Origin of the sequence: Brucella sp. RRSP16 (genome assembly GCF_052246815.1) — a bacterium.
Lineage (GTDB): Bacteria > Pseudomonadota > Alphaproteobacteria > Rhizobiales > Rhizobiaceae > Brucella > Brucella intermedia.
The window spans coordinates 229,033-242,269 of sequence record NZ_JBQQAM010000008.1 but is presented as its reverse complement, the minus strand read 5'-3'; the positions used below and the strand labels follow the sequence as shown (position 1 = coordinate 242,269).

Here is a 13,237-nt window from a genome sequence, read left to right as displayed (position 1 = left end):
ACAAACACAGCCCTGTCGGACACGGCAGAAAACGAGGCAATGCAGCCGGATGCGCTGGTCGACGCGGAGGCGGACAGTGTCCCGCCGCCGCCCGTCCAGCAGCCGCCCAGCAAGGCGATGCGCATCTTGCTGGGCTTGAGCCTCGTGCTCATCGCCGCCAATCTGCGGCCGGTATTCTCCAGCGTTTCCGTGCTCTTGCCGGAAATCATCGAGGCGACCGGCATGTCGTCGGTCGCAGCCGGCATATTGACCACGCTGCCCGTTGTCTGTCTCGGTGTCTTCGCGCCGTTTGCGCCGCGGATGGCGCAGCGCTTCGGTGCGGAGCGTGTCCTGCTTGTCGTGCTGGCCGTGCTCACAATCGGCACCGCCATTCGCGGTTTTGGTTCCTTCTATTGGCTCTATATCGGCGCCGCGCTGGCCGGTGCCGCCATTGCCACGGGCAATGTTCTGCTGCCGGGCGTCGTCAAGCGCGACTTTCCGAAGACAGCCGCCATCATGACCGGCCTTTATACGATGGCATTGTGCGGCGGCGCTGCATCCGCAGCCGGTTTCACCATTCCCATCAAGGGGTTGCTCGGCGGCTCATGGAACCTCGCTTTGGCATTCTGGGCCGTTCCGGCGGCACTTGTGCTGCTTTTGTGGCTGCCGCAGGCCATGCGCGCCAAGCACAATGTGGCACACTCGGGCTTCCGGGTGATCGGGCTATGGAAGGACAGGCTGGCCTGGCAGGTGACGCTGTTCATGGGGTTGCAATCTTCCACCGCCTATATTGTTTTCGGATGGCTGGCGCCGATCCTGCGCGAGCAGGGCCTGAGCCCCAAGGCGGCAGGCGGCCTCGTTTCCTTCTCGATCATGGTACAGGTGGTGACCTGTCTCGCCGTACCTTCCATCGCCACGCGCCAGAAGAACCAGAGCTGGCTCAATGTCGCTCTTTGCGCTTGCGCAGCCTTGCCGCTGATCGGATTTCTCTATCTGCCGCACTGGACCTACTGGGTGCTGGCGGTCATTCAAGGCATCGGGCAGGGCGGTCTCATCGCAGCCGCGATGATGGTGATCGTGCTGCGCGCCCCGGATTCGCACACGGCGGCGCATCTGTCCGGCATGGCGCAATGCGTCGGCTATACGCTGGCCGCGATCGGTCCGCTGATTGTCGGCATGATTCACAGCGCGACCGGCAGCTTTGCGGCTTGCGGGGCGTTCTTCGCCCTGCTGGGACTGGGTGCCGCCATCGCCGGATGGGGCGCGGGACGCGCACGGCATGTGGGTGTGCAGGTGATCAAGGACTGAAGGCAACAAAAAACCCCGGCGAAACCGGGATTTTTCTTATTCTCACAGGAAAGGCATCAGGCCTTTTCATACAGCTCTTCGACGAATTCCCAGTTGATGAGATTGTCGACGAAGGCTTCGAGGTATTTTGGACGCAGGTTGCGATAATCGACATAGTAGGAATGTTCCCACACGTCGACGCCGAGGATCGGCGTTGCGCCGTGAACGAGCGGGTTTTCGCCGTTCGGGGTCTTGGAGATTTCGAGCTTGCCGTTCTTGACCGACAGCCAGGCCCAGCCCGAACCGAACTGGCCGACACCGGCAGCGATGAAATCTTCACGGAACTTGTCGTAGCCACCAAGATCGGACTCGATTGCCTTTTCAAGCTTGCCCGGCAGCTTCTTGCCGCCGCCGCCCTTCTTCATCCACTTCCAGAACTGGATGTGGTTGTAGTGCTGGCCGGCATTGTTGAAGAGGCCCTGGTTCTTGCCGTAGCTTTCCTTGACGATCTCTTCCAGGCTCTTGCCTTCGAGGCCGGAGCCTTCGAGCAGCTTGTTGCCGTTGGTGACATAGGCCTGATGGTGCTTGTCGTGGTGAAGTTCAAGCGTCTCGCGCGACATGAAAGGCGCAAGGGCGTCGTAGTCATACGGCAGGGCGGGCAGTTCGAAAGCCATTGGAAACTCTCCTCTTGTCATTCGGCTTACATGGGCAGCCAGCGGCGGGCCGAACAGATGCTGCCTCAAAACTTGTGTGCGGAATCTACATAGGCCGCATCGGTGCGGGCGGCAATGGCGTGATTGAGCAATTCAGCTTCAAGACAATGAATTATTATTGAAATCACAGTAGGATGGCGTAATTCTCGATTTAGAGCGCATCCCGAAAAGTGTGAAACGGTTTTCGGATAAGATGCGCGTCAAAAAACAAAGGATTAGAGCGCCGGTCTGATCCAATCAGTTCGAAACGCGCTCGAACGCTTCGCGATGCGGGCGGACCCTCACAGGAGGAAATGGTGTCCCACAGTTCTTATGTCTTCGACGCTTATGGCACATTGTTCGATGTCCATTCGGCGGTGCGGCGGCATGCGGACAAGGCCGGGCCGGACGGACGGGCATTTTCCGAGCTGTGGCGCGCAAAGCAGCTCGAATATTCCTGGGTGCTGAGCCTGATGGGCGCCTATAGCGATTTCTGGAAACTTACCGAGGATTCGCTTGATTTCGCATTTGCGCGCTACCCTTCCGTCGATCCCGGGCTGCGCAATGATCTGCTCGACGCCTATTGGAAGCTTGATTGCTATCCGGAAGTGCCCGTGGCCCTCAAAGGCCTGAAGGAGAAGGGCGCAAGGCTCGCCATTCTCTCCAACGGATCGCCCGCAATGCTGGATTCCGCTGTCCGTTCGGCCGCGCTCGATGTTTTGCTGGACGACGTGATTTCGGTCGATGAAGTCAGGAAATACAAGACCGCGCCGGCAGTCTATGAACTCATCACCCTCCACTGGCGGCTCTATCCGTCGGCGATCTCGTTCCAGTCTTCGAACCGCTGGGACGTGGCGGGTGCAGTACGGTTCGGCATGCGCGGGGTCTGGATCAACCGTTCCAACCAGCCCGACGAATATAAGGAGTTCGCTCCGGCGCTCATTTTGCCAAGCCTCCAACTGCTCGATTGAGTTCTCACTAAAATTTGAACGTGCCGGATTTGCGGAAAGCTGGCCGCTGCACCCAAAATTGTGTCGCGGCTGCAACACGAGCCATGCTGGTGGGCCTTCGCCACGATTAGGCCGCATTAAGAACGGGTGTACGCCACAATTTTCGGGCGTTTTCCGTGCAACCAAACACCGGAAACAGCCGTTTCAGGCCGTTTTCACCGCCCACTGCGTATCTGCCACAATTTGGTCGGGTCGCAATTCGTTAACCCTGAATGTGTATCTGTAACTCCTCCCGTCACTAAACTGGTTTTCATATGCAAACGACCCTTACCCGCCGTTCCTTTCTGACGGCAATGACAGCAACAGCGGCCGCCGGCCTGGCCGGTTGCGCTCAGTTGGGGCAGAATGTTCCAATTATCGATGTGGATCAGTCGGGCAACCCGATCAACCGCACCCCGCAGGCCAATGTCGATTCATCCTATGGCGGCTGGGCGCAGATGTACGCCGCCGTTGAAGATGGCGGCTTCATGCTTCCGGCAATCCCGATCCAGAAGATGGACAAGCGCTTCCTGCGCCAGGTTGTGCAGGACCCGACCGGCGAACTGCCGGGTACGATCGTCATCGATACGGCCAACCGCTTCTGCTATCTGGTCCTCGAAAACGGTCAGGCAATGCGCTACGGGGTCGGCATTGGCCGCGAAGGCTTTGCATGGTCGGGCCGCGCCGTGATCCAGTACAAGCGCCAGTGGCCGCGCTGGACTCCGCCGGATGAAATGGTCGCCCGCCAGCCGGAACTGGTGCAGTACAGCGCCAAGAATGGCGGCATGGCTCCGGGTCTCAAGAACCCGCTCGGCGCCCGCGCGCTCTATATTTTCCAGGACGGCAAGGACACGCTGTACCGCCTGCACGGCAACCCGGAATGGTGGTCCATCGGCAAGGCAGTTTCTTCGGGCTGCGTGCGCTTCCTGAACCAGGATATCATCGATCTCTATGATCGTGTTCCGGCAAAGGCACCAATTCTGGTGATGTAAGGTTAGGGGAATAGGGCAGTAAGGCAGTAGGGCAATATGTTTGCTTGACTGAAACCTTCTGCCCTATTTCACTTACTGCCTTACTGCCTTACTGCCTTACTGCCTTACTGCCTTAAATTACCTCTTGAAGCTGCCGAGAATCCCGCGCACGAGCGCACGCCCGAGCGAATTGCCGACCGAGCGGACGACGGATTTCATGGCTGCTTCCGCCACCGTCTGGCGGCCGGAGCGGCGACCGGTGCCGAGCACCGTACCGGCGAGCTCACCAAAGATGCCGCCGCCGCCTTCTTCCTCTTCCTTGGTCTTTTGCTGGGCTGCCGCTGCATTCTGCGCCTTGCGGGCCAGCATTTCGAAAGCGGAATCGCGGTCCACGGCCTGATCGTACTGTCCGGCGACCGGGCTCGCGGCGATGATCTTCGCACGTTCTTCCGGCGTCAGCGGCCCGATGCGTGAAGATGGCGGGCGGATGAGCGTGCGCTGTACGATGGAAGGCACGCCTTTTTCCTGCAAGGTGGAAACCAGCGCTTCACCCGTGGCAAGATTGGTGATCGCCTGAAACGTGTTGAAATCTGGGTTCGGGCGGAACGTGTCGGCTGCGGTCTTCACGGCATTGGTCTCGCGCGGCGTATAGGCGCGAAGCGCGTGCTGCACGCGATTGCCAAGCTGCGCCAGGACCGTTTCCGGCACGTCGAGCGGGTTCTGCGTCACGAAATAGACGCCGACGCCCTTGGAACGGATCAGGCGCACGACCTGCTCCACGCGATCGATCAGCGCCTTGGGCGCTTCGTCGAACAGAAGGTGGGCTTCATCGAAGAAGAAGACCAGCCTCGGCTTGTCGGGATCGCCGATTTCGGGCAATTCCTCGAACAGTTCCGACATCAGCCAGAGCAGGAAGGTGGAATAAAGCCGCGGGCTCATCATCAGCTTGTCGGCGGCGAGCACGCTCACCACGCCGCGCCCGTCGGTGGTGGTGCGCATCAGGTCCGAAATCTTGAGCGCCGGTTCCCCGAAGAATTTCGAGCCGCCCTGCTGGTCGAGAACCAGAAGCGAACGCTGGATCGCCCCGACCGAGGTCTTGTTCACATTGCCGTACTTTCCGGAAAGCTCTGCCGAGCGCTCCGCCATCTCTGCAAGGATCGCCTGCAGATCCTTGAGGTCCAGAAGCAGCAAGCCTTCTTCGTCCGCCAGACGGAAGGCGATGTTCAGCACACCTTCCTGGGCATCGGTCAGGTTCATCAGGCGAGACAGCAGCAGCGGTCCCATTTCGGAAATGGTTGCGCGTACGGGATGACCCTGTTCGCCGAAAATATCCCAGAAGATCACAGGTGCTGCGCGCATTTCATACGGGTCGAGCTTGATCTCCGCCGCACGCTTGAGGAGCCCGTCATTTTGAACGCCGACCGCGCCGATGCCGGAAAGGTCGCCCTTGATGTCGGCGCAGAAAACGGGGACGCCCGCCGCCGAAAAGCTTTCGGCCAGAACCTGCAGCGTGACCGTTTTGCCGGTGCCGGTAGCGCCGGTGACGAGACCGTGACGGTTGCCGTATTTCAGCGCTAGATATTCCGGCTGCTGGTAAGAGTCGTCTGGCTTGCGGCTCGCGCCAAGAAAAATAGCGTCTTCGGCAGTCATCAGGCGGCTTGCTCCCTCTGTTCAACTCACTTTAGAGCATAATCCGACCGGAGTGAAACGAGGATCGATAAGATTATGCTTGAAATAAAAGAGTTTAGAGTTCGTTTCGATCAGATTCAATCAGATCGAAACGAACTCAAGCATATAAACGCTGCTCGTCGTCACGACAAGGAAAAGCCCTGAACGAACTGACGGGCGCAGCTTGCGACTCGACCTCAGCGGGCCGGATAGCCGTTCGGATGCGCCGGAATGGTTTTCAGATAGGCGGCAATGGCATTGCGATCCGCCTCGGCGAGATGGGCCATGTTCGCAACCACATCGGTCATCGATCCGCCGAGCGAATCGAAATCCGGGGTGAAACCGCTTTGCAGCGCATAGGCGATGTCTTTCTCGCTCCAGCCGCCAATGCCTGCTTCGCCCGGCGTGATGTTCGGCACAACGCCTCTTTTCCCGTCGCTGCCGGTCTCGGGCGATAATGCCCCTGCGAGCCATTGGCCCTTGTCCAGCCCTCCGATGACATTGCGCGGCGTGTGGCATTCACCGCAATGGCCAAGGGCCTCGGTCAGGTACTGGCCGCGCTTCACCTGATCGGAGGCATTTGCGATTTCCACTACCGGCTGGTCTGACAGGTAAAGCTGTTTCCAGAGGCCCAGTCCGCGCCGGATATTGAACGGAAAAGAAAGCCTGTGCGGCGCCGTTGCATTGTCGGACGGCGGCAGCGTTTTCATGAAGGCGAAGAGATCGGCCACGTCCTGCGGCTGCATTCTGGTATAGGATGTGTAGGGGAAGGACGGATAAAGATGTTCGTCCTGCTTGCCGACGCCTTTCAGCATCGCATTGGCGAAATCATGGATCGTCCAGGTGCCTATCCCCTGCTCGGACGGGGAGATATTGGGCGCGATGAACGTCCCGAAATCCGAAACCAGTTCGTGCCCGCCCGCCAGAACCTTGCGCGCATCGCCGGTTGCACCGGGGGCCGCGTGGCAGGAGGCGCAGCCGCCCGCCCAGAAAACCTGCTCGCCCTTGACCGGATCGCCCGGTTCCATCGCATCCAGAACGGTTTGGCTCACCTTCTGCGGCGTGGTCAGAATCCAGAAAGCTGCGGCTCCAAGGACGACCACGGCGCCTGCGACATATGCCAGTTTTCGGACCATTTCATCCGTTCCCGTCTGGCGGTTCCGACGAATACGGACCGCTCTTTTGGCTGTCATTCAGCACGCCAGCCTCAATGCGCGGAGGCGCCAGAGCGGCACCGCACCCTGCTGGAAATGCTTTTGCGCACCGAATGTTTCCGTCCGGTACGCGCGGTGTCAACCGTGAAGATCAGTTCTTCTTTACGCGATAGACCTGATGGCAGGAACCGCAGTTGGCTGCAACCTGCTGGAAGGCGGACTTCAACGCATCCAGATCCTGCGGCTTGGCAGCCAATGCAGCCGCGGCGTCGGTGCGGAATTTTTCAACGTGCTTGACGAAATCGTCCTTGTTTTCCCAGATTTTTGGCGAGGCTTCCGTGTCGCCCTGATCAGAACCGGCAGGAAAAAGCGTGTCCACGTCCAGTTTCTTGGCGTCGGCGTCGATCTTTTCCAGCGCGGCAAGTGCGGCGGCGGCGTCGAAAGGCTTCTCGCCCTTGACCATGGGAGCAATCGAGCCGACAGAACGGCCAAGGTCCTTCATGATTGCCTGACGATCGGCTGTGACGTCAGCCTGTGCTACACCGGCGACCAATACAGCAGCAGAACTGACAGTCAGGAAAAACAAACGCATGCGATCCTCCGCGTTTAAAAATTGAACAGATTTCGTCCCTTGGTTCAAATATCCGATACAATCCGGGACATTGCAATCATCGCACCGGTTAAATCTCCAATGCGGCAAGTATCATCCAGAATTTAGTGGGATTATTACATGGGCTTCACGTTATCGTGAAAAACATGACTTAATTACTATTGTTTTGTATTGGCGTGTGGAGATTGTGGGACCTGCGGCGAAGGATGGTTCTGCCGGGAGTAATGATGCAAAAAGGCCCCGGAAACCGGGGCCTTTATCGAAAAATGCAAGGTTGGTCAGACGAACTGGCCGAGGCCCGGGATCGCGCCGATAACGGCATCGACGGGTTCGTCGCCGGCCTTTTCCTTGGCAAAGCGGATGGTCTCCTTGGCGACGCCGGAAATCTCGCCCATGCCGAGGCCAGCGCCCATGAGCTGCGAGCCTAGACCCATCACGCCGCCCATCAGACCGGACAGGAAGCCGCCGCCCTTGACCTGCGAAATCGCTTCTTCAGCGCCCGGAAATGCTGCGAGAAGCTTCTGGACTTCTGCCTCCGGACCTTCCTTCTGCAGGAAGGCGAGGATCATGCCGACTGCCTTTTCTGCCGTTGCCGCATCGATGCCAACTTTGGAGGTGATGCGTGCGATCAGTTCTTCCATGGAAACTCTCCCAAAAATCTTACGTTTACGTAATATGCATTCTCGGTTTCGCTTTGCAAGCCGGCGGGAGCGAAAATATTAGAACATGGTTCCGAAAAAGTGGGAGCGGCTTCGGACATGATCATATTCAGACAAAACCTGGGAGCGGGACGGCGGGACAACTTACAAACATCCCGCTCCTGGAGAATATGACTCCGGACACGACGGCATAATTACGCCGTTCTGATTTCCTGCAGTTCCAGTTCTTCTATCATGGCCTGTCGCATGACGAATTTCTGGATTTTGCCGGTCACGGTCATCGGAAACTGATCCACGAAGCGGATATGCGCCGGAACCTTGTAATGCGCGATCCGCCGCCGGCAATATTCGCTGAGGTCCTCTTCGGACAGTTGTGCGTCCTTGTGCAGCTTGACCCAGGCGCAGATGATTTCGCCGAACTTCCGGTCCGGAATGCCGAATATCTGGACGTCGCTGATCGCCGGATGGGCAAACAGGAACTCTTCGATCTCACGCGGGTAGATATTCTCGCCGCCGCGAATGATGAGGTCCTTTATGCGCCCAACGATGTTGCAATAACCTTCCTCGTCTATGGTCGCGAGGTCTCCCGTGTGCATCCAGCCCGCATCGTCAATGGCGCCGGCTGAACTTTCCGCGTCGTTCCAGTAGCCGCGCATGACGCTGTAGCCGCGCGTCAGCAATTCGCCCTTTTCGCCGCGCGGCACGACCTTGCCATCCGCATCCACGATCTTCACCTCCAGATGCGGGTGAATGCGCCCGACCGTGGAAACGCGCCGCTCCAGCGGATCGGACGTCGAACTCTGGAAACTGACCGGGCTCGTCTCGGTCATGCCGTAGGCGATGGTGATTTCGCCTTGATGCATCTCGCTCACGACACGCCGCATGACTTCGATGGGGCAGGGCGACCCGGCCATGATGCCGGTGCGCAGGCTCGAAAGGTCGAAGCGGCTGAAGTCCGGATGATCCAGCATCGCGATGAACATGGTCGGCACGCCATGCAGGCCGGTGCATTGCTCCTCCTCGACGGTCTGCAGCGTCAGGAAAGGGTCGAAACTGTCATTCGGGATTACCATGCAGGAGCCGTGAGTGACGCAGGCAAGATTGCCGAGCACCATGCCGAAGCAATGGTAGAACGGCACCGGGATGCAGAGCCGGTCCTGTTCGGAAAGTTGCATCGCCTCCCCAACGAAAAAGCCGTTGTTGAGGATATTGTGATGCGAGAGCGTCGCGCCCTTCGGGCTGCCGGTCGTGCCGCTGGTGAACTGGATATTGATGGGATCGTCGAATTGCAGTTCGTCGGCAAGCTGCGCCAGTTCCTGCCTGGTGACTTCATCGCCGGATTGGGCCACATCGTCGAAATTCAACATGCCCGGCGTCTGTTCCGTACCAAGCCGGATCACGCAGCGCAGCGAGGGAAGCCGCCCGGACATCAGATGCCCCGGCCGGGCCTCATCGAGTTCGGGCACGATGCTGCGCAGGATATCGATATAGTTGCTGCTCTTTAGCGACGGCGCGAGGATGAGCGCCGCGCATTCGACTTTCCCCAGCACATATTCCAGTTCATGCGCCCGGTAGGCGGGGTTGATGTTGACGAGGATCAGGCCCGCCTTGGCGCTCGCGAACTGGGTGAGAATCCATTCGAGATTGTTGGGCGACCAGATGCCGAGACGCTCGCCGGGGCGCAGCCCTATGGCGAGGAAGCCTTCGGCAAGCTCATCGGTCCGCTGCCTGAGTTCGGAATAGGTCAGCCGGATATTCTGGTGGCGGACGAGGACTGCGGGACGGTCAGGATATTTTTCCGCGATCTGGTCCAGATGCCGGCCGATCGTATTGCCGATGAGAAGCTTGTCGCTCGCGCCATGCACATAACTGGGAACAGAGCTGGCCTGCTGCATTTCCGATCCTCCCAAACCGAAGATGACGCCCGAAGGCGATGCATCAAGTGGTGAGAGGATGCCATCCGCAGCGCTTCATGAAAACCGCAGATTTTTAAGGCCGGGTTCAGCGTTTCGTGCAGCGCACCAGCGTGGCGGCTCCGGCATTGGTGTATTTGCTCTGCATCGTATAGAGCCAGCCCTTGCATTCGGACATGCTGCTGAAGCAGCGGATACGGTCGATCGGAACCAGCCCGTCGCCGCCGGTGATGAAGGGTGAATCGTCCACGCCGCTGAACTGGCCGACGATGATGCCGCTGCCTCTTCTTGGCACGCTGCAGCGCTGGCCGGCAAATTCACCGACATCCTTGCGCACCTGAGCCTCAGCCGACATGGGCAGCGCAACAAGGCCGGAAACCGCAAGCGATGCGGAAGTGAGGCAGACAGCAATGACCTGACGCAGCATCGAACTCTCCTTCAAAAGAATAGTTACAGAACAATAGTATAAGGGAAATGGCGCGTTCTTCCAGAGCATGCCTCCCGAAAGCGGGACCGGTCCGGAAAAGGCATGCGTAAGAGGAAGGCATCGCGCCCTTGAAAACTGGACGCGATGCTATCTGGCGGTAGCCGGAACAGGGCGGCTATGGATAAGGCTCCTAGAGCGTGCCGCCCGCCTTGCCTGTCACCTTGAGCGCGAAAGCGTAGGTGTAGGCGACTTCTTCCAGCCGCGAGAAACGACCCGAGGCCCCGGCATGGCCTGCATCCATATTGATGCGGAATAGGACAGGGTGGTCGTCGGTCTTCAGTTCACGCAGCCGGGCGACCCATTTGGCGGGTTCCCAATAAGTCACGCGCGGATCGGTAAGCCCCGCCACCGCCAGAATGGCGGGATAGGCCTGACGGCTGACATTATCGTAGGGCGAATAGCCGGCGATGATCCGGTAATCCGTTTCCGATGTGATCGGGTTGCCCCATTCCGGCCATTCAGGCGGGGTGAGCGGCAATGTGTCGTCCAGCATCGTGTTGAGCACGTCGACGAAGGGCACTTCGGCGATGATGCCGCCGAAGGCGTCGGGCGCCATATTGGCAATCGCGCCCATCAGCATGCCGCCCGCCGAACCGCCATGGGCGACGATGCGGTCATGGCTGGTGAAGCCTTCGGCAACAAGGTGCCGTGCGGCGGCGACGAAATCGGTGAAGGTGTTCACCTTCTTGTCGCGCTTGCCGTTTTCATACCAGGCAAAACCCTTGTCCTTGCCGCCGCGGATATGGGCGATGGCATAGACGAAGCCGCGATCCACGAGCGAAAGCCGCGAGGTGCTGAAGCTTGCCGGAATGGTGATGCCATAGGAACCATAGCCATAGAGCAGGCAGGGCGCCGAGCCGTCGAGCCGGGTGTCCTTGTGATAGAGCAGGGAGACCGGCACCAGTTCGCCATCCGATGCCCTGGCGAACACGCGGCGCGTGACGTAGTCCTGCGCATTGTGGCCGGACGGAACTTCCTGCGTCTTCAACAGCTTGCGCTCGCGCGTCCGCATATTGTAGTCGAAAAGCTGTTCCGGCGTCGTCATGGACGAATAGGAGAAGCGGATTACGTCCGTATCATATTCGGCGCTGCCATGAAGGCCGAGCGAATAGGCTTCCTCGTCAAAGGCAATGGCGTGTTCCTCGCCGGTTTCGCGGTCGCGGATCACGATGCGCGGCAGGCCGTTGTCGCGTTCCATCCAGACAAGGTGATGCTTGTAGGCCGAATGCGACAGGATCAGCCGTCCCGGCTTTTCCGCCACCACCTCGACCCAGTTTTCCGGCTGTGGGGCGCTGGCTGGCGCCTGGCAGATCTTGAAATCCTTGGCGCCGTCGGCATTGGTCAGGATGTAGAACACATCGCCGCCCGGCGCGATATCGTATTCCGTGCCGGTCTTGCGCTTCATGACGAGCTGCGGCTTGGCCGCCGGGTCGCTGGCGGGAAGGAGCCAGCACTCCGATGTTTCATGGTCATGAATATCGATGAAGATATAGTCGTCAAGCGCCGAACCGCCGACTCCGAGGAAAAAGCCGGGGTCTTTCTCCTCATAGATCAGCCGGTCATCCGACTGCGCCGTGCCGATCCTGTGATAGAAGACCTTGGATGGCCGATGGTTTTCATCAAGGCGCGTATAGAAGAAGCCTTGGCTTTGCGCATCCCACGCGCCGCCGCCATTCGTGTCGGTGACGATGTCCTCAAGGTCCTTCATCGAAGACAGGTCGCGGACCTTGAGCTTGTAGAATTCCGATCCCTTGTCGTCATAGCCCCAGATCAAAAGCTTGTGATCCGGCGCGTGGTCGGCGGAGGCGAGGCGGAAATATGCCTTGTCTTTGCCCTCCACGTCACCGTCGAGAAGGATGGTCTCAGCGCCGCCATCGCGCGGCGTGCGGATGAAATAGGGCTGTTCGCCGCCGGTGCGATAGGACACGCCATAAGCGTAGGGGCCATCCTTGGAAGGAACGGACGAGTCGTCTTCCTTAATGCGCGCGCGCATTTCGGCAAACAGGCTTTTCTGCAGCGCTTCCGTGTCCTTCATCAGCGCTGCCTGATAGGCGTTTTCCGCCTCCAGATGCGCGCGGATTTCGGAGGAGAGAACCGAAGGGTCCTTGAATACATCCTGCCAGTTATCTGCGCGCAGCCAGGCATAATCGTCGGTGCGGGTGATCCCGTGACGGGTGTCATTGACCGGATGTTTGGTTGCGTGCGGCGGTTGAATTTGCAAGGAGCTCTGAGACATCCACAATTCCAATGAAAACTGTTTCGATTTGCTGCAAGGCGGTAAGTAGTGCCTTCTAGTGGATTGATTTTGACGATGAATCCCGGCTGACATAGATGCTGTTTCGAACGTCAAATTCGAAAAATCCACCAGATACATATACTTCCTGACGGTCTTTTGAATACCAACATTTGCTCAGCGCTTGAACCAGTGGAGGCAAATGTTGGAATCAGACCACAAGCGGGTGACGGTGATATTTATATAGTTGGCTGAAAAGGCGAAAGCGAGTTCAATCCGTTGAAATATATTTGAACAATGCCATTTTGAGGCCCGATTCTGCGCTCAAAAGCTACGTTACGGAAGGCAGTTAGTCTTGAGTCGCGTACAAGAAATCTTGAGGGAGAAAACTATTGCTAACGATAGCTCGGCAAATTAAAGGAAGCAACGCAGTGAACTGCGGCTCCGCCCATATCCTGTAATAAATGACAGGGGCGGCAACGCCAACACATTGTGATTCAAAGTTTCCATATGTTGGCGCGGTTGCGATCCGAATTTTTGTATTTGACGATTCAAGAAGAAAGACTTGTTATTAATGTAATGTGGTTTGACAATT

At 58.4% G+C, this 13,237-nt stretch carries 11 protein-coding genes; 3 read left to right on the top strand and 8 right to left on the bottom strand.

Features of this window, described 5'->3' with window-relative positions; all coding sequences use genetic code 11:
* Positions 1-39: 39 nt before the first annotated feature.
* Positions 40-1,287, top strand: a complete 1,248-nt coding sequence (locus tag ACS5UA_RS14865; protein WP_443101489.1) for a CynX/NimT family MFS transporter — start codon at positions 40-42, stop codon at positions 1,285-1,287.
* A gap of 56 nt (positions 1,288-1,343) precedes the next feature.
* Here ACS5UA_RS14865 and ACS5UA_RS14860 read toward each other — a convergent pair whose 3' ends face one another.
* Entirely contained in the window at positions 1,344-1,940 is a 597-nt protein-coding gene (locus ACS5UA_RS14860) for a superoxide dismutase (protein ID WP_006471131.1), read from the bottom strand.
* 335 nt (positions 1,941-2,275) lie between these two features.
* Here ACS5UA_RS14860 and ACS5UA_RS14855 point away from each other — a divergent pair, with 335 nt between their 5' ends.
* Together ACS5UA_RS14855 and ACS5UA_RS14850 are read left to right on the top strand one after the other, a co-directional pair.
* On the top strand, positions 2,276-2,929 hold the full coding sequence (locus tag ACS5UA_RS14855) for a haloacid dehalogenase type II (RefSeq protein WP_443101475.1): 654 nt from the start codon (positions 2,276-2,278) through the stop codon (positions 2,927-2,929).
* Positions 2,930-3,222: 293 nt separating this feature from the next.
* Entirely contained in the window at positions 3,223-3,939 is a 717-nt protein-coding gene (locus ACS5UA_RS14850; protein ID WP_006466316.1) for a L,D-transpeptidase, read from the top strand.
* 117 nt (positions 3,940-4,056) lie between these two features.
* Here ACS5UA_RS14850 and ACS5UA_RS14845 read toward each other — a convergent pair whose 3' ends face one another.
* The 7 genes from ACS5UA_RS14845 to ACS5UA_RS14815 all read right to left on the bottom strand — a co-directional run bounded on the left by ACS5UA_RS14845 (position 4,057) and on the right by ACS5UA_RS14815 (position 12,645).
* Positions 4,057-5,568, bottom strand: a complete 1,512-nt coding sequence (locus ACS5UA_RS14845; RefSeq protein WP_021587926.1) for a helicase HerA-like C-terminal domain-containing protein — start codon at positions 5,566-5,568, stop codon at positions 4,057-4,059.
* A gap of 215 nt (positions 5,569-5,783) precedes the next feature.
* Complete coding sequence (locus tag ACS5UA_RS14840; protein WP_443101488.1) at positions 5,784-6,722, bottom strand: c-type cytochrome; 939 nt, start codon at positions 6,720-6,722, stop codon at positions 5,784-5,786.
* Positions 6,723-6,891: 169 nt separating this feature from the next.
* Positions 6,892-7,332, bottom strand: a complete 441-nt coding sequence (locus tag ACS5UA_RS14835) for a c-type cytochrome (RefSeq protein WP_025091256.1) — start codon at positions 7,330-7,332, stop codon at positions 6,892-6,894.
* A 296-nt stretch (positions 7,333-7,628) separates the two neighbouring features.
* The gene (locus ACS5UA_RS14830) at positions 7,629-7,991 is read right to left on the bottom strand and encodes a DUF2267 domain-containing protein (protein WP_006466320.1); all 363 of its coding nucleotides are present in this window, start codon (positions 7,989-7,991) and stop codon (positions 7,629-7,631) included.
* Between the two features lie 212 nt (positions 7,992-8,203).
* On the bottom strand, positions 8,204-9,904 hold the full coding sequence (locus ACS5UA_RS14825; RefSeq protein WP_443101474.1) for an AMP-binding protein: 1,701 nt from the start codon (positions 9,902-9,904) through the stop codon (positions 8,204-8,206).
* A gap of 106 nt (positions 9,905-10,010) precedes the next feature.
* Positions 10,011-10,349 (bottom strand): hypothetical protein, encoded by a 339-nt coding sequence (locus ACS5UA_RS14820; protein ID WP_021587922.1) that lies wholly within the window; start codon positions 10,347-10,349, stop codon positions 10,011-10,013.
* A gap of 190 nt (positions 10,350-10,539) precedes the next feature.
* Positions 10,540-12,645 (bottom strand): S9 family peptidase, encoded by a 2,106-nt coding sequence (locus tag ACS5UA_RS14815; RefSeq protein WP_443101473.1) that lies wholly within the window; start codon positions 12,643-12,645, stop codon positions 10,540-10,542.
* Positions 12,646-13,237 lie beyond the last annotated feature (592 nt).

What these genes read in the sequence shown, in the direction of transcription:
- ACS5UA_RS14865 (WP_443101489.1), top strand. Translation starts at nt 40, where the DNA reads ATGCAGCCGGATGCGCTGGTCGACGCGGAGGCGGACAGTGTCCCGCCG.
- ACS5UA_RS14860 (WP_006471131.1), bottom strand. Translation starts at nt 1,940, where the DNA reads ATGGCTTTCGAACTGCCCGCCCTGCCGTATGACTACGACGCCCTTGCG.
- ACS5UA_RS14850 (WP_006466316.1), top strand. Translation starts at nt 3,223, where the DNA reads ATGCAAACGACCCTTACCCGCCGTTCCTTTCTGACGGCAATGACAGCA.
- ACS5UA_RS14845 (WP_021587926.1), bottom strand. Translation starts at nt 5,568, where the DNA reads ATGACTGCCGAAGACGCTATTTTTCTTGGCGCGAGCCGCAAGCCAGAC.
- ACS5UA_RS14840 (WP_443101488.1), bottom strand. Translation starts at nt 6,722, where the DNA reads ATGGTCCGAAAACTGGCATATGTCGCAGGCGCCGTGGTCGTCCTTGGA.
- ACS5UA_RS14835 (WP_025091256.1), bottom strand. Translation starts at nt 7,332, where the DNA reads ATGCGTTTGTTTTTCCTGACTGTCAGTTCTGCTGCTGTATTGGTCGCC.
- ACS5UA_RS14830 (WP_006466320.1), bottom strand. Translation starts at nt 7,991, where the DNA reads ATGGAAGAACTGATCGCACGCATCACCTCCAAAGTTGGCATCGATGCG.
- ACS5UA_RS14825 (WP_443101474.1), bottom strand. Translation starts at nt 9,904, where the DNA reads ATGCAGCAGGCCAGCTCTGTTCCCAGTTATGTGCATGGCGCGAGCGAC.
- ACS5UA_RS14820 (WP_021587922.1), bottom strand. Translation starts at nt 10,349, where the DNA reads ATGCTGCGTCAGGTCATTGCTGTCTGCCTCACTTCCGCATCGCTTGCG.
- ACS5UA_RS14815 (WP_443101473.1), bottom strand. Translation starts at nt 12,645, where the DNA reads ATGTCTCAGAGCTCCTTGCAAATTCAACCGCCGCACGCAACCAAACAT.